This window comes from Borreliella yangtzensis (assembly GCF_014201775.1).
In the GTDB taxonomy this organism is placed as follows: Bacteria; Spirochaetota; Spirochaetia; order Borreliales; family Borreliaceae; genus Borreliella; species Borreliella yangtzensis.
This window is the reverse complement of sequence record NZ_JACHFG010000001.1, coordinates 141,233-161,938: the sequence shown is the minus strand read 5'-3', so window position 1 is coordinate 161,938 and position 20,706 is coordinate 141,233. Positions and strand designations below refer to the sequence as shown.

The following is a 20,706-nucleotide window of genomic DNA, read 5'->3' as shown; positions in this document are numbered from 1 at the left end:
AATAAAATTATATCAAACCTACCAACCTGTTTTAATAGATTTAATCCACCTTTCACTATAAAAATAAGGCAGCGAAATAGCAAGTTTGATTGCATCCTCAAGAGCTGGAATAAAAACAATAATTTCAAAAGGAAAATTTGTATAATTTGCTAAAACAAAAGCAATAGGAATAGTGTAAACAAACGTTACAGAACCTTCCATAATAGCACCAAAACTTGGAGATGCTCCTGCACGAAAAAATCCAAAAAGATATTGAAAAGCAAGAGCCATAAAAAAGGCAGAAACAGAAGAATACCTTAGAATAATTCCTGTAAGGTGCGAATATTTTAATGTATAAAAAATATAAGGCGCAAAAAATGAAAATACAAACAATACAAAAGATGTTAAAAAAGCAAGCTTTAAGCCAATTTTGCCTAAATACATTGCAACTTTCATAACTTCTTTTTTACTATTATGCATTTCATAGCCCATCATAATATTTAAAGCAATACAAAAGGAATTTATTATATTAAAGATAATAAAATAAACAGAAAAAGATATGCTGTAAGCAGCATATCTATGAGTATCAATTCCTATAAAAATTGACGTCAATACAAGATAGCCTAAGAACCAAATAAAATCATTTAAAAGGATTGGGATAAAAAATTTAATTAACTGAACAAACAAATTAGCATTAATATTTAAATCATTAAGCTTAAAGTGCAAAATTGAATTTTTGTTAAACACTGTATAAAAAAGATAAACAATAAGCTCTAAAGTACGAATAATTGTTGTCGCAATAGCAGCTCCAACCACACCCATATGAAAAACAAAAATAAAAATATAATTTAATATCAGATTTAAAAGTACTGAAAAAACAGAAATGTAAACTTGAAATTTAACAATCTCAACAACTTTAAGGGCATTAGCAACAAGTCCTTTTATGATTGCAAATACAAAAGAAAAAATAGCTACATTTAAATAAATCGCTCCATAATAAACTGCCTGCACATCGCTAGAGATCAATTTAAGTAAAAAAAAGGGGTTAACTCTAGAAATCAATATAAACGGAAAAGAAAATACAATAATAGTTAATATACTAATAAAAAATGTATTTTTAAAACTCTTAAAATCACCCTGATTGTATTGCCTTGTAGCGATTATATTGTAAGCCCCTACCATAGCGAACCCAATAGTAACAAACAGTTCAAAAAATTTATTTGCCAGAGAAACTCCTGCAACAGGATAATCACCAAGATATGCAACCATAGCATTATCTGTAAGAGAAATAAAATTAAACAAAAAAAACTCAATAGCAGTTGGAATTGCAATTTTTAAAAGATCTTTATAGATCTTCTCTTTTTTTGATGCACTTAATGAATACATAAACTTCTCCAAATAAAAAATCAAGATTTTGCAAAAAAGAATACTAAAACGCTATAATAAAAGAAATTGCTTTTAAGTAAATATAACCAAAATGAATTTTAGATTTACCAAGACCATTAAATTTTTATTAATACTAAATATATCACGCTACCCCACGCTCAATCAAGCTCTTCATAATCAATCTTTCGTATCCAATCATCATGAAAAAATTCAATTATAATAAATATATTTTTAATAATCTCTTCTAAATTTACAATAAACACCACTATTGGCAAACTTAAATTAGTATAAAACACTAATAAATAAGCAACTGGAAGCGTATAAAAAACAATTACCCCCGATTCAATAAAAAAACAAACATTTGGTATACCACTGGACCTAAAAATTCCAACAAGAACTTGCGCCGTAAAAGCTTTAAAAACTACAATACTTGCAAAAACATAAATAAACACACTAACAAGTTTGGGAGAATTTAAATTGCTAAAAATATAAGGTGCAAAGCCAGATATTCCAATAAGCAAAATAACTACAAAAATACCTAAAAGAAATCCTAAAAAAGATAAGAAAAATCCAACCGATCTAACATGTTTTTTATCATAAACCATTAAATGTCCAATAACAACACCTGTTGCAAGTCCCATACCATGAAGTAATACAAAGCAAATATCAAAAAGATTTGACGCAACAGCAAATGCAGCATATTCAATACTCCCAACACGAGCATAAAATGCATGCAAAATAGTTATACTCAAGACCCAAAAAATCTCATGGGATAACACAGGTATAATCAGATTTAAATTGGCTTTAGTAACTATCTTTGAAACAAAAAAATCGCTAAACTTAATCCGATAATATGAATTACTACTTATCAGGCTATATAAAAAATAAAAAATAAACTCAATAATTCTAGCAAGCACAGTAGCATATGCGGCACCTTTTATTCCCATATCAAAACCAAAAATAAAAATATAATTAAAAACAATATTTATTAAAACAACAATAGAAGTAACATATAAAGGTATTTTTACTTCTTTAGCACTCTTAAACCCCATAGCTGATAAAAAAGAATATGCCATTAACACATAGGACCATGAAATAATTTTTAAATACTCTGATCCAAAATTTAAAGAATTCTGATTAGCTGTAAACAGCTTGATAATATTTTTTGGGAAAAAAAATGAAAATATAAAAAAAATTATTCCTATTGTAGTTCCAATTGACAATATATAAGCAAAAGATTGCCTTATTTGAAGAAATTTCTTTTTTGCAATTGCTTGAGACACATAAGCACTTAAAGCTGTACCAAGTCCAAACACAATAATAAAAAAAAGAAAAGTCACTCTATTTGCTAAAGAAACTCCTGTAACGTGAAAAGATCCTAAATAAGAGATCATAAAATTATCAAAAAAGGTTACCATTTGGAATAAAAGTGATTCAAAAGCCGTAGGAATAGCTATAACAAATAGCTCTTTTATTATCTGATCATAATTTTTAAACTTTTTGATCATATCCCTTATGATATTCTCCTTTATTTATTACTTTTAATTAAATTAAACCCAATCTAAAATATTATATAAATACATATACATATATTTAGAATTAACTATTTATTATACTAAAATATATTATTATAATTAAATAATATGAAATCAATCTATGTTTTATTACTTCTATTTATTAACCTATCTTTGTTAGCAAATAGCATTTCAAAAAAAGATTTAACAATACTACTAAAGATTACCAAAACAATGGATGAACAGCACAAAAATTTTATTGAAAAAAATCCTATTCAGTTCTTAAAAGAAATAAAGCCTTTAGTAGATGCAGAAAAAAATAATCTTTTAACTCTAATAAATAAAAAAATGCCAATTCCTGCAGATTATAAAATACCTGATTTAGTAAATGTTGATACCTTTAAAGATCTTAAAAATCTTGGAGTAAAAAATCTAAAGGTAAGACAAATCTTAATCAAAGACTTAATTCAGCTAGTAAAAGATGCAAAAAAATTTGGAATCGAAATAAAAATCAAATCCGCTTACAGAACACAAGAATACCAAAAATTTTTATTTGATTACAATGTAAAAACTTACGGCAAAAAAGTTGCAGAAACTCAATCAGCAATTCCGGGTCATTCTCAACACCATATGGGAACAGCAATAGATTTTATAAATCTAGATGATAATTTACTAAGCACAAAAGAAGGAAAATGGCTTTACGAAAATTCTCTAAAATATGGATTTTCTCTTTCATATCCAAAAGGATACGAAATAAAAACTGGCTATAAAGCAGAGCCTTGGCACTATTTATACATAGGACCTAAGCCATGCTTTATTCAGAAAAAATATTTCAATAATTTACAATATGAACTTCTTGAATTCTGGAATCAGAATAAAACAAATCTTATTAACCTAATTGAAAAATATGCAAACTAAATGCTCCTTCCGGAATTCAAATAAGAACAAAAAAGATTGTCTAGCAAATCAATATCAAGCCTATCATAAGAAGAATTGTCATAAAAAAATAAGTCAAGTTCTTCTCTAATCAATACTATAATATCTCTATCATCAACAAAATTAGATATTTTTAATTTTAAATACCCTGCTTGCTCAAGCCCAAATAAATTACCAGGCCCTCTTAACCTCAAATCTTCTTCTGCTATTTTAAATCCATCTAAATTTTCTTTTATGGTTTTCAATCTAAATTTTCCAGCACTTGTCAAAGGTTCTTTATAAAGTAAAAAGAAAAACGATTGTAAATTACTCCTACCAACTCGACCTCTAATTTGGTGCAAGGTGGAAAGTCCAAAACGCTCAGCATGCTCTACCACCATACAAGTTGCATTTGGACAATCAATTCCAACTTCAATAACACTAGTAGCCACCAAAATATCTACTTTTTTCGAATAAAAATTTTTCATAATTTCTTCTTTTAAATCAGATGGTAACTTAGAATGAAGCATGTCAACAACATATTCACTAAACACTTCCTTCAATTTTAAATACATATTATTAACATCTTTTAATTCAAATTTTTCTGAAGATGAAATTAATGGATAAACAAAATAAACTTGATGACCCTTTACGAGCTCTTTTTTTAAAAACTCGTAAACTTTATCTTCATTGCCATGCTTTGCTAAATAAGTAGTAATGGGCAAACGCCCCTTGGGTAAAGTTTTAATAAACGAAATTTCAAGATCACCAAAAAGTGTTAACGCAAAGCTTCTAGGAATAGGCGTTGCAGACATTAAAAGCATGTCCACCCCTTCTCCCTTGTTTTTAAGCTCTTCTCTTTGAACAACTCCAAATTTATGCTGCTCGTCAATAATAACATATGCCAATTTTTTAAATTCTGTACTTTCGTAAAAAATAGCATGTGTTCCGATTATTAAACCAGAAGTTCCACTTTTAATGCTTTCTAAAGCTTGCTCTTTGTCCTTCTTTTTTAAACTGCCAGTCAAAAGAGTCACTGAAACATTAAAAGACGACAATATGTAGGATAAATTATCATAATGTTGGCGAGCTAAAAGATCAGTAGGAGCCATAAATGCTACCTGATACCCAGCTTCAATTAAAGGAAGACCTGAAAGCAGAGCAACAAGGGTTTTACCACTTCCAACATCACCTTGAAGCAATCTATTCATTGGCTTAGAAGAGCCAAGATCAGAGAATATCTCATCAATAGAGATTTTTTGATCTTCTGTAAGTTCAAAGGGCAAGCTTGAAATAACTCTTTCAAGCAAATCTTTTGATAAATGTTTTTTTTCTCGGAAAAGAACCTTAGAAGATCTATACCTTGAAAAAAATTGAAGCAAGAAAATTTCTCTGTAAATTAAAGTTTTTTTTGCCTTTTCAAGCATTTCTAATGAACTTGGAAAGTGAATCTCTTTTAAAGCCTCGCTTAACGACAACAAAGAATACTTCTCTATTAAAAATTTAGGAACATCTGTTTGCCCAAACTTAAAAAAATATTCAAGGGCTTCTTTTACATATAATGAAATTTTCTTAGATGTCAATCCTTCTGTTAAAGAATAAACCGGGAGAATTTTTTTAAACCTTTCAGGATTATCGCTAAAAGCTTCACTGTCAAAATTAGAACAACTCCATAACCCACTATAATCGTTATAGGTAAATTTAGAATAAATATAGAATTTTTTATTTATTCTAAAAACATTCTCTAAAAAAGCCCTATTGAAAAGTAAAATTTCAAAAGGCTCATCATTTATGCTTCTAGCTGTTAACTTCAAATTTTTTTTAGAACTATCTCCAAATTTTTTATGCCCTACAACAGTAAACACCGTCATCATATCACAACTTTTCACCTTAGAAAAATCCGGAAAAGTCTGTATATTTTGACGATCTTCATATTTTACAGGAAAAAACTCAATAAGATCTTTAACATTTAAAATCTGCAGATTATTTAACCTTTCAACCCCCTTCTCACCAAGACCACCTATACCTTTAAGCTCATATTCAAACTCATGTAAAAACATTTTAATCTCCTAAAAAGGCAAATATGTTCCTAAAACTCTAATAGCAAATACAACTTGTTCAATAATAATTATAAATGCTATCATTAAAGCACTCCCAACAATCAACCGTAAAGTATAAGACATATGTTTGTCAGTAACCACACCACTTATCTTAGTAGATAAAGGAAGTAAAAATGAATCGACTGTTTTAAAAAAGTCTGAACCTTGGAACAAATTCAAAAGCAATAATAATAATCTCAACAATAAAAAGAAAACTATAGCAATAAAAATGCTTCTAAATATCCCCCAAATTTCAACAATAAATAAAATAATAAATGTAGAAAGCTTATAATTTCCATAAACCAACATTCTTTCAAAAATAGTTAAAGTTATTAAAGCCGCAATTGGAGAAAAATCAAACATACCGATTGTGAAAAAAGGAATTCTTCTGAAAAAAGATAAAAATGGTTCTGTGACAATATGTATAAACCTGAAAAAAACATTGGTATTAATTCCTGAAGATACTAGCCAGCTAAGAATGATCCTAATTAAAATTAAAATCCTATAAATTTGCAAAAATACCATTAAAGTTTCTATTAAAACAACTAACACGGCACCTCCTAATCTACCCAAACATCTTCAACTATTGTACATCTTCTCAACTGATCAAGCTTGTCTTCATCTGGCACAAAATTTAAAATTGAATTCATTTTTAATTTTAAATCTTTACCATTTTCCCTTAAATAAAAATAAACATTTGAAAATCCAGAATTGTCCTCAAAATTACTTATGCTTTCCTTCAAAGAGTTAAGTAATTGCAGGTCATTTAATTTATTATTTAAAAATTTAATATGAATATTATTTACTCTACCTTCGGAGAGTCTCTCAATATTTACAACTTTTTCAACTACAATCGAAAATTTATCTCTGTTAAACGTAAGTCTGCCCATAACCCCAATAACATTGCCTTCAAGTAAAAAATTCTTATACTTTTCATAGCTTTCTGTAAAAACTACAATATCTATTGCACCTTTAAAATCTTCAATAACACCAAAAGCCATTTTTGCATTATTTCTTTTAGTTTGAATAATTTTTACTAAATTTAAAATGCCGGCAAATTGGACAACGCTATCTTTTTTGATAGCAAGATCACTTAAAACATTGAAATTGGAAAAACTATTAATTGCCTTTTTATAAGGATCAAGAGGATGTCCTGATACATAAAATCCTAAAAGTTCTTTTTCAAATCCTAAAAGCTCAGAATAAGAATATTCTTTAAAAACCTGATAATTAAAACTTTGTTGAATTGGGTCTTGACTTTCAAGAGCATCAAACAAACTATTTTGACCAAGTTTTTTATTATTTTTATCTTCTGAAACGACTTCAATTAATCGATCAAGATTTTCAAATAAAGTTCTTCTATTTTGATCCAAACTATCAAAAAGTCCAGATTTTATTGCAGATTCTAAAAATTTTTTATTGATTACTTTATCATCTACACGTCTGATAAAATCCTCAAAAGAAATATATTTACCGTTTTTCTCTCTTTCATCAATTATTAGGTCAACAACAATTTCTCCAAGATTTTTAATCCCATTAAGTCCATAAGAAATTCCAGAGTCAGTTACACGAAATTCTTTAAATGATCGATTTATATCAGGTTTAAGTACGTTTATACCTATAGCTTTTGACTCCTCAATGTAATAAGAAAGCTTATCATTATTATTAATTTCATTTGTCAAGTTGGCAGCCATAAAATACTCAGGGTAATTAGCCTTAAGATAAGCAGTTTGATACGCTATTAAAGAATACGCCGCTGCATGTGATTTATTAAATCCATATCCCGAAAAAGGCTTTAAAAGTTCAAAAATTTCACTAGCAACTTCTTTGTCATATCCCTTCTCAATAGCTCCTCTTAAAAAGTCAACCTTCATTTCATTCATCTCGTCTTCTTTCTTTTTACCCATAGCACGTCTTAAAATATCGGCCTTGCCAAGAGAAAAACCTCCAATTATTTTTGCAACTTCCATTACTTGTTCTTGATAAACAATAACTCCATAAGTCGGTCTTAAAACTTCCTTTAAATCTGGATGAGGATACTTAATTCTCTTAATCCCTTTTTTAGCAGCAATAAATTGAGGAATAAATTGCATGGGACCTGGCCTATAAAGAGCATTTAAGGCTATCAAATCTTCAATATTATCAGGCTTTGCATCTTTTAGAATTTGCTGCATTCCTTCAGATTCAAACTGAAAAACAGACGCGCTTTTTCCTTCCCCTAGCATCTTAAAAGTCTTAACATCATTATCCGGAATATTTTTTATTTTAAAATCTGGATTTACACTTCTAATAAGATTTTCTGCATTTTTTATTAAAGTTAATGTTTTCAAACCAAGAAAATCCATCTTAACAAGTCCACATTCTTCAAGCAAATCCATTGTATATTGAGTAGAAACAGAACCTTGCTTATAATCCTTATAAAGAGGCACATAATCAGTTAAAGGTGTTTTCGAAATTACAATCCCAGCAGCATGAGTTGAAGCATGTCTATTCATTCCTTCAAGAATCAATGCAGCATTCATCAATTCTTTATAAACAGGCTTGCTAGTAAAATACTCTTTTAAAGAATTATCATCTAAAACCTCTTTTAAAGAAACTTTAGGACCATCAGGAATAAACTTAGTAAGCTCGTTAGACTCAGCAAATGGAATATCTAAAACTCTAGCTACATCTTTAACTACAGCCTTGGGTTTTAAGGTTCCAAAAGTAATTATTTGAGCTACCTTATCTTCTCCATACTTATTAGTAACATATTTTATAATCTCATCTCTGCCTTCAAAACAAAAATCAATATCAAAATCAGGCATAGAAATACGCTCAGGATTTAAAAATCTCTCAAAAAGCAAATTATACTTTAAAGGATCAATATCGGTAATTCTAAGAGCATAAGCTACAATTGAACCCGCACCAGAACCACGCCCAGCCCCAACAGGAATATCGTGATCATGAGCAAATTTAATAAAATCCCAAACAATCAAAAAATAGCCCTCAAAACCCATTCCAATTATCACACTCAATTCATAAAAAGCTCTATCTTTTATTTTGTTTGTCAAAGTCTCATACCTAAATTTTAACCCCTCAAGAGTAAGGTGTTCTAAATATTCACCAAGGGTATTAAATTCAACAGGAATTTGATAATCAGGCAAAATAGGACCTGGAAAAGTTATTTTAAAATCATCACACTTCTCTGCAATCCTTACAGTATTTTCTAAAGCTTCAGGCAAATCATTAAAAAGTTCACACATTTCTTCTTGAGATTTAATATAAAATTCATTGGTTTCCATTTTCAATCTATTCTCATCGCTTTTCTTAGCACCAGTACCAATACAAACAATAATGTCTTGAGCAACCGCATCTTCTTTATTAACATAATGAGAATCATTAGCTACTGTTAAAGGAACTCCAAGCTCCCTAGAATACTCAACCAGCCTTTCATTCACAATATCTTGATCTTTAATGCCATGTCTTTGAAGCTCAAGATAAAAATCATTACCAAAAACTTTCTTAAACCAAATAATTTCATTCTTAGCATCTTCAAATCTATTGGCCAAAATAAGTCTTGGAATAAGCCCCCCAATACAAGCTGAAGTACAAATTAAACCTTCCGAATATTTTTCAAGATCCTCTTTATCTATCCTTGGACGATAATAAAACCCTTCAAGATAAGAAATACTTGTTAACTTTAATAAGTTTTTATAACCCAGCTCATTTTTGGCAAGCAAAATTAAATGATAAGACATTTTTCCAAGATCATCCTGCTTTTTTAAAAACTTAGAAGTTTTTGCCATATAAGCTTCAATACCAATTATTGGCTTAATCCCTGCTTTTTTAGCTTCTTTATAAAATTTAATAGCTCCAAAAAGATTGCCATGGTCTGTTAATGCAATATGTGACATATTGCATTTTTTTGCTTTCGATATAATATCTGATATTTTTGCAGCTCCATCCAAAAGAGAATAATCTGAATGCACATGAAGATGAATAAACTTGGCCCTAAAACTCATACCTAACATTATTTTATCAAAATAAAACTTGATTTTTAATAAACCTTAGTCAAATAAATAAAAATTTAAAAACCCATAATAATTTTAAATCTCTAATTTAAATCATTACAACAACCCTTATTAACAGAATCAAGCAAAAATACTAATTCCTTGATTATCCAATTCAATTGCCATTTTTTTAATATGCTCAAGCTTTCTGACAATTTCTTCAGATAAACTCTCAGCTTGAGACAAAAAATCCTTAGCTTGCCTTAACCCACTATCACTACGATTCTCCACCCTAAATATAATCAAAATTTCAGCTGCAAACTTATTAATATTTAAATAAGGAATATATACTTCTTCCCACAACTGCTTAACAGCATCATTTTTAGGAGACAATCCTTTATAAAATAATCCAAATCCATGCTTGGAAGCATCCGTTTGAATAAATACTGCCTTTTGTCCTTCAACAATTAATCTCAAACTATTAATCCAAGCAAATTGTTCTGAAATAATAAATTCCAACTCTTTTAAAAATTCATCATTAGAAAGCATAAAAGTATCAGAACTAATCAAAGAATCGCAGTTCCTTGAATAATAAGCCATATTAGCATCTATGCTATCAAGATTTTCAAGCAAAGAAGAAAATTCCTCTTGACTTCTTGAAAAGCGTTTAAATATGCTCTCAAGATAATTAAGCTGTTCAAGAATCTCGGCAAAGAACTTATCAATATCAATCTGCAAATCCTTAAGGTTATGAGAAATTAAATCTTTAGAAACCTCCTCAATTTCCTTTACAGAAATCATATTCATAACACCTTTTGCCTGATCAGAAAGTCGCTTAATCTCATCTGCAACAACGGAAAATCCTTTACCATATTCTTTAGCTCTTGCTGCCTCAAGCTTTGCATTAAGAGAAATCATATTGGTAGCACCCAAAAAATTACTTATTGTTTCTAAGCTTCCCTGAATTCCAACAATAACAGAAGATATTTGATTTAGTTTTTCTTTGTTATTTTTGCCAAGATCACTAAAAATATCGCTTATCTGATCACGAGCATTATTTGTAATCTTAACAAGAACAGAAAATATATTGTCAAAATCTTCTATTCCAGAAAACAAAATTCTTTGTAATGACTCAAATCCTACTTTTAAAGTAGCAATAGAAGCTTTGGTATGATAAAATCCCTTTAGCATTTCCTTAACAGGGGCTTTATATTCATAAGTACTCAAATCTTTTTTGTCATTATCGACAATATTTAAAAGAGTTGGATCCAAAACTTTTTCTTTCTTTTTTTTTAAAAACGAAAATTTTTTCATAAAGGGATTCTACCATATTTTTTTTATTTTTAATAGAGCCCCCACTACTTAATTTGACGCATTATTACAACTTTAACATCAAACCAAATACATCAATAAACAAAAAAATATTTTTTTACATTTAAATGTTAATAAATAGTAAAAATTAACACTCTGATATAAATTTAAGCTTTCATCTTAAACCACAAAACCATCTAAAGATACAAATTATTCTCCTTACTTAATTAACTTTACAACTAATATTAAATTTATTTACTTCCTTTTTACCCAAGAATAACGTCCACTAACTTCATTATACTCAAAAAGAGCATCTCTGTAAGAAAAAAAACATAAAAAAATATTGATAAACTCTTCTAATTTAGCCTTAACTTTTGGCAAGTTAAAATCGTTGTCAAAATTAAAAATATCGTCTGATTCTGTTATAAATAATTTATCATCTTGCTTAAGAATAACCTTTTTGGGTTGCCAAAAAAGAACATTAGATTTTTTATCCTGAAGAAAAAATCTATTAAATTCATAATTAAGATCAACTTGATCCGTTTTTGCTTCAACAATCCCAACAATAACACATCTTTCATGATCAATTCTTTTAATCAAAACAGCATCCGTAAGCACAACTCTCTCGCCAACTTCAAGAGCAAACTGCTCTTCTATTTCATATTGTTTATTAAAAGGAAGATTTGCAATTTTCCTAAAAAGATTGAGAAGTATATACTTAGTGCTCATCTCTTTATTACTTATTTTAAGGCAAGGAATCTTCATTCGGTATTTAAGTTCATCAAAAAAATATTTAACTAGTCTTTTCATTAGAATTGTTTTTCTAATGTCTTCTTCCTTCATTCAATCCTCCTAATAATTGCCAAAAATTAAAACTATTGTACAAATACAATAAAATTAGAATCGTATCAAATAAATCAAAATATTTTATTATATACTAATTATAATTAAATCATTACCCAAAATGAAGGGGGAAATTATGTTGGTCAAATTTCTGTTCTCAAATATTAATCTAATGTTAATAGTAGGTATGACTTTATTTAAAATATTATTAGAAATAATATACCGAAAAATATTGCTAAAAAAAATAATTTACAATGCCACTACATCAAACGCTCAAAACAAACAATATAAAATAATTATTATTGTGATTTTAACTTTCAGTCATTTATTTCAAAGTTTTTTAATCAGTGCTCTTATCAATTTATTTAACAATTTAATAACCCTAACTAACAACTCGCTTGGAAGCCTAACAAGCTTAAATTACAACATATTATCTGCAATACTAATATCTAGCACAACTTGGCTTGCATTTAGCTTGCCCAAAGTAATAAACGATATAATCTATGAAAAAAGACCGTTTAACTTGACAATAGCCAATGCTTTTTTTGACTTTTTAATAATAATATTGCTAACCATATTCTCTAAATTATTTTTAAGTTACAAAATATTGCAATTTGAAAACACTACAAACATTAATTTTGAAAACCTCCCTACTCACTAAGTATAAACAGATACTTAAATACAAGCTTTAATTAAGCCTAAAAAAAGCTTGGCTGGATTTTCTATTCTTGTAATAAGTTCTGGATGAAATTGACAAGCTAGAAAAAATTTATTTTTAGGAATTTCTATTAATTTTGCTATTTTAAAATCACTTGAAAATCCAGATACTACAAGTCCATTTTTTTCAAATAAATCTATATAATCATTATTAACTTCATACCTATGTCTAAATCTTTCAATTATCCTGTCTTGGCCATAAAGCTTAAAAGCCATTGTATTCTTTTTAAGAATCACGGGATATCCTCCAAGTCTCATTGTAGCACCCTTATCTTTAATTCCCTTTTGCTCGGGAAGTAAATGAATAACAGGGTTTTTTAAAGGCTTATCTTTTTCTAAATTTTCCTCCGTATCAGCATCAAGTATCCCACAAACATTACGAGCAAATTCTATTATAGCAAGCTGCAAACCAAGACAAATTCCTAGAAAGGGAATATTGTTCTCACGAGCATATTTAATAGCAATGATTTTACCCTCATACCCTTTGCCTCCAAAACCACCAGGAACAATAATACCATCAAAACCTCTTAAACAGCTCTCATTTAAATCATTAGAATCAATTAGTGTGCTTTTAATAAGTAAATCCAAATTGGCTGCAACATGGACTAAAGACTCTCTAATTGACGCATAAGAATCATCAAGTTCGGCATATTTACCGCAAATAGCAATATTAATAATTTTTTTAGGCATAAAAAAATTAGATTTTATAACTTCCACAAGCTTTGAAAGCTCTTCTATTTTCGGATCAACCTTAATATTTAACTTAGAACTTAAAATTTCATGTACACCTTGCTTATAAAAAGATATAGGAATTTCATAAATAGTAGAAACATCAACATTATCAATAATAGAAGTACTCTTAACATTACAAAACATTGCCACCTTTTTTCTGATTTGGTCTGTTAATACTTGAGAGCTTCTCGCAATAATCAAATCGGGGAAAATGCCTGCCTTATTTAAAGTTTTAACACTCTGTTGAGTGGGTTTAGATTTTTGCTCATTAATTCCAGTCGGACTTGGCACATAGGTTAAATGAATAAAAGAAATATTGCTACTTCCAATTTCATGTCTTATTTGTCTTACTGTCTCAATAAATAAAATATTCTCCATATCTCCTACAGTTCCACCAATTTCAATTATCAACATATCACTATTTTCAGAACTTGCAATCTGAAAAATTGCAGACTTGATTTCATCAGTAACATGAGGAATAAGTTGAACTGTTCTTCCCAAATATTTGCCCTCTCGCTCATTTTCAAGTATCTTTTTGTATATTTTGCCCATTGTAATATTCCAACTGGACTTTGCATTAAGATTTAAAAATCTCTCATAATGGCCAAAGTCCATATCAACCTCTCCCCCATCATCAAGCACAAAAACTTCTCCATGCTCAACAGGATTAATAGTCCCAGGATCAGTATTTAAATATCCATCACATTTAATTGGAGTAACTTTAAAGTTATATCTAAACAACCTTGCAATACTTGCCGATGTAACTCCTTTACCAATCCCAGATATCACGCCCCCTGTTATTACTAAAATCTTTAAGTTTTTTTTCATGTATACCCCAAAATTAAACCTTTAAATTTTAAACCAATTAAGCTTACGCTTAATAAGAACACATAAATCACATATAAAACATAATCATTTACATTAACACAAATAAAAATATTAAACTAAAATAAAAATTATTAATGCCTAGCTAAAAGGCTATTTTTAAACCCTTGTTTTAAATCCTTTAAACTATTTTAATTATAATTAACAAAACAATACAATGAACCTTTGGTTAAATAATAATAATTAAACATTGCTAAAAAAACTAAAAATCCTACAATAGCAAACAAGTTGCTTTTTTTTCTAACACTTCCAAACTCTACTATCTTAAAATATGAAGCTAAATATAAAAAAACTACTGAACTATAAATTATTTTTAAAAAAAAGCCCCCTAAAAATCTATCAAAAGAAAAAATTAAATCGGAAGAACATGGCGAATATTTAAAAACTGAATAAATAAAAGATGTGAAAAAAAATAATAAAATAATATTCCCTAAAAAGAATATAAAAACCTTAATAAAAGGATATGTTTTAAAAGCTATTCTAAAAAACATGAAGATTGGAAAAACAGACAAAAAATTAAAATAATGAAAAAAGAAAAAATCAGAAAGATATCTTAGCTCTAAGAATGCAAAACCCTCACCATTTCTTAAAAAGAATACATTATCTAGGAATAAAAAAATATTTAATCCTAGATAATAAAAAAATATTAAAATCAAAGGCAATATAAATAAATATTTAATTAAATTGAAAAAATAATGTTCAAAAGTTGAAACGGGCAAAGATAAATAAAGAATATTTTTAAACGGATCGTGAATTACTTTATAATAATCACACATGGCAAACATCGATACAATCAGGGTTAAAATCAATATTTTAGGAACAAAAAATTTTAAAAAATCAGTTGCTGTAAAATTAAAATAAAATCTAACAAGAAAATACGATATAAATATCATTCCTAAAATTTTAACTATTAATAAAATATAGAATTTTTTATTATAAACAAAATCAAAATAAAACAAATTTAAAAATCTTTTTAAGCTAAACATCTTTTATTTCCTCTACTTTTTATTTTCAGTAACATATAAAAAGAAAAATTCAATATCAATAACTTCATCTCCATTGCTAATCTCAAAATAAAGCGCCTTAAACCCCTCTTTATTTTTTTCATAATATAATTCATTTCCATTCAATTCACTGACAATTTTAATCTTATAATTTTTATTAATATAAGATACCGAATTAGAAAAAAGAATTGACTTTTCTCCAACAATAATTAAATAATCTACAACTCCTGTTAAATCCCTTACATTGTGACCTGTAATAAAAATTACTCTATCATTTAAATTAGAAAGCACATTTCTAAAAACATTTTTTGAAACAATATCAAGACTATTTGTTGGTTCGTCAAACAACAAACAAGAAACGTTTGTAGCTAGAGAAAACGCAATAATACTTTTTTTCTTTTGCCCAAAAGAAGCTGAGGATAGTTCTAAAGAAATATCTAGATTAAATTCCAATAAATATTTTTCAAAATCTGCCTTATTAAAATTTGGATAAAATCTAGACAAAGCTTTACTGTATTCAGCTAAAGACAATCTAGGAAGTGAAAATTCTTCGGGAATAAAAAATAAATTTACTAAATTTAAGGGATCTCTTGGAAAAACTGCTAAAGAGTTAAATAAAACTTTCCCTTTTAGTGGCTCCAAGAGTCCACTTACAAGTTTAAGCAAAGTTGTTTTTCCAACTCCATTTTTTCCAAGAAGCAAATAGGTTTGGGGGATTTCAATGTTTAAATTTAAATTAGAGTAAACTTCTTTTTCTTTATAGGAAAATTTTACATTAATAACTTCAATAGCCATAAATACTCCTAATATTAAAGGTCAAATATGAAAAAAAATTAATTACCCCCAAAAATATAAATTCAATTCTTTATGAACAACTTATAAATAAATATGGAAAAATTTACATAAAGTCTTGAGCTAAAATTCCAAATTTTTAGCATAGTTCTAGGTAAAATTTGAATTTCGTTAAATCCAAAATTTTTCACATATTCATAACAATCTTGAAATTCAGATAATCCTTTAATCTCATTAAGAACAGAAATAAGCTTTTCTTTATAAGCTCTATAAACAAGCTTGTCGGAAATATTCCAGCTAATAATATAAATTTGCTTAAAAGAAATAAAATAATAAAATTGCAAAAAAAATCTTTTATACAAATGTTGATATTCATTAAAAATACCTTCTCTTTTTAATAAAGTTTCTATTGTATTAAGAGATAATTTAGCTTTATGCAAAACGCTAATAGAAGAACTCATACTTCCCATTCTCTGGTAATTAGTATAAAAATAATTATTTACAAAAGAAACCTTAGAAGCTTTTAAAAAAATTTGCATAACAAAAATTATGTCTTCAAATACTACATTTTGTTGGTGAATATTATTCTTTAAGATTAATTCTCGCCTAATCAATTTATCCCATAACGTTCCAACAACAAAATTTTTCTTTCCAAAAGTCGCATAAACAGTAAAAAGCAAATTTTTAAACGCCTCTTTACCCGTTAATGGATAATTGGGAAAAGGAAGCAAAGATTTTCTTTTTACATTTATTGCGAGAAAATAAACATAAAATTGGGAACAAACAATATCAGAATTGTCTGCCTTTGCCCTATTATATAAAACTTCAAGCATAGTGCTCTCTACAGAATCATCACCATCCCAAAAAATAACATACTCTCCTTGAGCCTCAGAAAGTCCCTTATCTCTAGAAGCAGCAAGCCCCATATTTTTTTGACTAAAAATCTTAATAAAGCTATACTTATTAGCATATTTTTCTGCTATCTCTAAACTATTATCATAAGAACCATCGTTAATTAATATAATTTCTTTGTCTTTTAATGTTTGATTAACAGAATCCTTTATCATTGCATCAAGAGTTTCAGCCGAATTAAAAAAACAAATAATAACAGAAACTTTATACTTATGCACAATATCCTCCAAAATAAAAACTGCTAAGTAAACCCAAAGCTAAAACACCTAACAACAAATTCTTTTAATTTTTTGCATAACAATTAAATTGTAATATATAATTAACAAGTTTGTATTATTTTAAATTTATTTTTAATGAAAAGTTTATCAGAAATTGCTATATTATTAAAAAGTAAAAAATTTAAAAAACATTAACCTAAATAAGGAGCTTGGATGCTTGAGATAATAAGTCTTGGGGGAGGTGTAATAAATTCAAATCAAATCAATATAGAATTCATCAAAAACTTTAAAAACTTTGTTTTTAAATGGTTACTAGAAAATGAAAAAAGAAAAATCATTTTAATAGTTGGTGGAGGAAAGGTTGCAAGAGAGTACCAAGACGCATATAAAAAAATTAACCCTGATTTTAAAGTTCGTGAACTTGATGAGATTGGAATAATGTCAACAAAATTAAACGCAGAATTTCTATGTAAAGTAATGAATCCCTTTTGTATAGACAAAATTGTTACCAATCCACTAAAAAATTTTTCTTTTAAAGGAAAAATATTAATTGCTTGCGGATGGAAATCAGGATTTTCAACAGATTACATTGCTGTAAAATTTGCAGAAAAATTTAATAAAAAAGATATCATAAATATAACAAATGTAAATCAAGTTTATGATAAAGATCCAAAAAAATTTAAAAACGCAACAGCTTTTAAAAAATTAAATTGGAAACAATTACAAAACATTGTGGGTCAAAAGTGGAATCCAGGTTTAAATTTACCTTTTGATCCAATAGCAACAAAGCTTTCTTCAAAACTTGGACTTACCCTCTACATAGTAAGTGGAAATAATATTGAAAACTTAGAAAAAGTTTTTAACAAAAATAATGATTTTTTTGGTACTGTTATAGTAAAATAAAAACTAATGCCGGTATGGCGGAATTGGTAGACGCGTCAGACTCAAAATCTGATGAGGGCAACTTCGTGTCGGTTCGACTCCGACTACCGGTATTAACTGATTTTTAGAAATTTCAAAATTAAACAGCACTATATGATAATTGCTTTTTAAAAAAATTTCATAAATTATTTATGCTAATCAAATTTAACATCATTGCAATAGAAATAAAATACTCCCCTCAATATGCTATCTTTGCTCTAAAATAGCATATTAAAAATCATTCTAATTTATAATAAAACTTGAAAGTCTAGAAATTAATTTGTAACTAAAAACTTAAAATATCTTTGAAATTGTTTTCATTAAAGCTTCAGGATTAAAAGGCTTAACAAGCCAACCAGTAGCACCCGCTTTACGACCTTCATCAACCTTGGATTGCTCAGATTCAGTGGTAAGAACGAGTATCGGAACAAAACTGCCAAATTCTCTTATCTGCTTAATAACACCAATACCGTCTAAATTAGGCATATTGATATCTGTAATAACAAGATCAAAATCTTTATCTCCTTGTCCAACTGCTTCTTTAAATTTCAAAACCCCCTCTAAACCATCCTTTGCTTCTGAGACTCCAAAACCATTTTGTTCTAAAATATAAGCAACGCTTTGCCTTATTGCCCTATTGTCATCAATAACCAAAATTCTTTTTTTCATCTAATTTTCTCCTAAAACCTCCCAAAGAGTATATAAAAATTAAAACAAAATTACACTACCTTCATCAAAGGAATGAACATCCTTGGCTTCCTCTATTAAAGATAATAAGTGTTTTTTATGAACAAATAAAGTAAATCGATTGGCAATTCTATTAACAAATTCTTTATCTTCGATTTCAACAGATTGAACTCCAACTTTAGATAACTCTAAATTGAGATTAAAATTTATCTTGCTTTCCATATCGCTTAAAAATCTGTCTATATCCAAAAGAGAATTTTTTAAATTTCTAACATTGTAAACTTCTAATTTCATTTCTTCAAATATTTCCATAAACTCAATTGAAAAAACTTCATAAGACAAAATATTATCGATAGCTATGTTCTTAATATCTAAAATATCATTTTTAATTTCCATAAATAATTTTTTAAATTTATTAAAATAATTCTTTTCAAGATAAAATCTATTGTCATAATCCTTAACAACTTTTTCAAGAAAAAAGATTATTTGATCTAAAAATTCTATTCCCTTAGTAATATTAGAATCAATTTCTTTGATAATTTTCGACATTTCCGAAATATTGCCCTCCATAGCTTTAAGTTCCGATCTTTTGACAACTTCTATCTTTGACGCTATGTTAATATTTTGAAACCTAGCAGAAATGGCTGAAATATTTGAAAACATTAACTCTAATGATTTTATAAGCTTAACCTGTTCATAATATAAATTTAAAAAATTAGAATTGTTTTTCTCAACATCATCAATCCTTCTAAGAAGATCAGACAAAATACTAGAAAATTGTTCTATTATCTTAGGAATATCTATATATAAAGAATTATCAGACCTTAAATCATTAATAGTTTGAATAGAATTAAGAGAAGTATCAATAAATTTTTCAAAAACAGTATAATTTTTTTCAAGCTTTTCAAGAACATCTTTTACTATAACCTTTGATGTATCAGTAAAAACTGATAAAATTTTTAATTTTTGAATCTCGCTTATATCTCTAAATTTAAAAACATCAATATTAGAATACATAATATTTAAATGTTGCAAAGATTGCGTTAACCTGTCTTGAAACTGAAGATAAGAAATAGAATTTACAAGTTTAAACTTAAATTCTAACAAAACTTTTAAAATATCATCATAAAGAGCAATAACACTTCCTATTCCATCTGAAAAGGCATCTATGTTTTTCATTAAATTATTTCTAAATTCTTCAAGAATTTTATTTTCAGCTGTATTGCTTTCATATACTTGATTTTTAGCCCTATCTAGACCAATTTTAACTTCACGCCCCTTGCTGGTAAGTTGGTCTGCCTGCTTTATCATAGATTGGGTTAAAACCTTAATTTCACTAGTAATATAAGAAAAGGCTCCACCAGCCTTACCAGCTCTCATAGCAACTGTTAAAGTATTAATAGACATTATTTCCATATCAAGAGAGCTTTTTTTCATTTTTTCAATTACATCTTCAAGTATTTCTATATCTTTAACCTTGCTTCGTATTACAGCAAACTGAGATTCAAGAGAAGTTGTTGAAGAATTAAAGTAAGCAACAAAATCATCTAATGCTCCTATAATCTTAGATATAAAATTATTCAAAGAAACATCATTATCAAGATCAAGATTAGAAATTAAGTCAATACTAAAAGATAAATCCTTAGAATCCTTAGAAATTTTTTCTATTAATTTGGGAATTGATTTGCTTAAATTTGAATAAATATGCCTTGCGCTCTCATCAAAAGTTTCAAGTTTATAAAATAACGTTGCCAAATAATCATTGGCATTAAAAAAACCATTATTGTCATTATCCATTA

At 27.7% G+C, this 20,706-nt stretch carries 16 protein-coding genes and 1 tRNA gene; 4 read left to right on the top strand and 13 right to left on the bottom strand.

Going from position 1 to position 20,706, the window contains the following annotated elements:
* Nucleotides 1-18 precede the first annotated feature (18 nt).
* Together HNP68_RS00830 and HNP68_RS00825 are read right to left on the bottom strand one after the other, a co-directional pair.
* The gene (locus HNP68_RS00830) at nt 19-1,365 is read right to left on the bottom strand and encodes an MATE family efflux transporter (protein WP_183219449.1); all 1,347 of its coding nucleotides are present in this window, start codon (nt 1,363-1,365) and stop codon (nt 19-21) included.
* 158 nt (nt 1,366-1,523) lie between these two features.
* Entirely contained in the window at nt 1,524-2,873 is a 1,350-nt protein-coding gene (locus HNP68_RS00825) for an MATE family efflux transporter (RefSeq protein ID WP_183219447.1), read from the bottom strand.
* A gap of 135 nt (nt 2,874-3,008) precedes the next feature.
* Between HNP68_RS00825 and HNP68_RS00820 the strand changes: the two genes are divergently transcribed.
* Nucleotides 3,009-3,797, top strand: a complete 789-nt coding sequence (locus HNP68_RS00820; RefSeq protein ID WP_183219445.1) for a M15 family metallopeptidase — start codon at nt 3,009-3,011, stop codon at nt 3,795-3,797.
* On the opposite strand, the gene recG is transcribed toward HNP68_RS00820, so the two are convergent.
* The 5 genes from recG to HNP68_RS00795 all read right to left on the bottom strand — a co-directional run bounded on the left by recG (nt 3,794) and on the right by HNP68_RS00795 (nt 12,039).
* Entirely contained in the window at nt 3,794-5,854 is a 2,061-nt protein-coding gene (gene recG / locus HNP68_RS00815; protein ID WP_183219443.1) for an ATP-dependent DNA helicase RecG, read from the bottom strand. The two genes, HNP68_RS00820 and recG, sit on opposite strands and share 4 nt — an antisense overlap.
* 9 nt (nt 5,855-5,863) lie before the next feature.
* Nucleotides 5,864-6,418: a YggT family protein gene (locus tag HNP68_RS00810; RefSeq protein ID WP_183219980.1), complete on the bottom strand. Its 555-nt coding sequence runs from the start codon at nt 6,416-6,418 to the stop codon at nt 5,864-5,866.
* Nucleotides 6,419-6,453: 35 nt separating this feature from the next.
* Nucleotides 6,454-9,897, bottom strand: a complete 3,444-nt coding sequence (gene dnaE, locus HNP68_RS00805) for a DNA polymerase III subunit alpha (protein WP_183219441.1) — start codon at nt 9,895-9,897, stop codon at nt 6,454-6,456.
* 129 nt (nt 9,898-10,026) lie between these two features.
* Nucleotides 10,027-11,199 (bottom strand): methyl-accepting chemotaxis protein, encoded by a 1,173-nt coding sequence (locus tag HNP68_RS00800; protein ID WP_183219439.1) that lies wholly within the window; start codon nt 11,197-11,199, stop codon nt 10,027-10,029.
* Nucleotides 11,200-11,451: 252 nt separating this feature from the next.
* A complete protein-coding gene (locus HNP68_RS00795; protein ID WP_183219437.1) occupies nt 11,452-12,039 on the bottom strand; it encodes a hypothetical protein in 588 nt (195 codons plus the stop codon).
* A gap of 136 nt (nt 12,040-12,175) precedes the next feature.
* Between HNP68_RS00795 and HNP68_RS00790 the strand changes: the two genes are divergently transcribed.
* Nucleotides 12,176-12,700, top strand: coding sequence for a DUF1761 domain-containing protein (locus HNP68_RS00790; protein WP_183219435.1), 525 nt, complete (start codon nt 12,176-12,178; stop codon nt 12,698-12,700).
* A 14-nt stretch (nt 12,701-12,714) separates the two neighbouring features.
* Here the strand turns inward: HNP68_RS00790 and pyrG are convergent, their stop codons facing one another.
* The 4 genes from pyrG to HNP68_RS00770 form a co-directional block, all read right to left on the bottom strand.
* A complete protein-coding gene (gene pyrG, locus HNP68_RS00785; protein ID WP_183219433.1) occupies nt 12,715-14,316 on the bottom strand; it encodes a glutamine hydrolyzing CTP synthase in 1,602 nt (533 codons plus the stop codon).
* 188 nt (nt 14,317-14,504) lie between these two features.
* The gene (locus tag HNP68_RS00780) at nt 14,505-15,359 is read right to left on the bottom strand and encodes a hypothetical protein (RefSeq protein WP_183219431.1); all 855 of its coding nucleotides are present in this window, start codon (nt 15,357-15,359) and stop codon (nt 14,505-14,507) included.
* A gap of 12 nt (nt 15,360-15,371) precedes the next feature.
* Complete coding sequence (locus HNP68_RS00775) at nt 15,372-16,172, bottom strand: ATP-binding cassette domain-containing protein (protein ID WP_183219429.1); 801 nt, start codon at nt 16,170-16,172, stop codon at nt 15,372-15,374.
* Between the two features lie 62 nt (nt 16,173-16,234).
* Nucleotides 16,235-17,311: a glycosyltransferase family 2 protein gene (locus HNP68_RS00770; protein ID WP_183219426.1), complete on the bottom strand. Its 1,077-nt coding sequence runs from the start codon at nt 17,309-17,311 to the stop codon at nt 16,235-16,237.
* 201 nt (nt 17,312-17,512) lie between these two features.
* Here HNP68_RS00770 and pyrH point away from each other — a divergent pair, with 201 nt between their 5' ends.
* Nucleotides 17,513-18,202, top strand: a complete 690-nt coding sequence (gene pyrH / locus HNP68_RS00765; protein ID WP_183219425.1) for a UMP kinase — start codon at nt 17,513-17,515, stop codon at nt 18,200-18,202.
* Nucleotides 18,203-18,210: 8 nt separating this feature from the next.
* Nucleotides 18,211-18,294: transfer RNA gene (locus HNP68_RS00760), tRNA-Leu, on the top strand.
* 220 nt (nt 18,295-18,514) lie between these two features.
* Here HNP68_RS00760 and HNP68_RS00755 read toward each other — a convergent pair.
* The gene (locus tag HNP68_RS00755) at nt 18,515-18,889 is read right to left on the bottom strand and encodes a response regulator (protein WP_002557158.1); all 375 of its coding nucleotides are present in this window, start codon (nt 18,887-18,889) and stop codon (nt 18,515-18,517) included.
* A gap of 39 nt (nt 18,890-18,928) precedes the next feature.
* Nucleotides 18,929-20,704 (bottom strand): BB0569 family chemotaxis protein, encoded by a 1,776-nt coding sequence (locus HNP68_RS00750; RefSeq protein WP_183219424.1) that lies wholly within the window; start codon nt 20,702-20,704, stop codon nt 18,929-18,931.
* Nucleotides 20,705-20,706 lie beyond the last annotated feature (2 nt).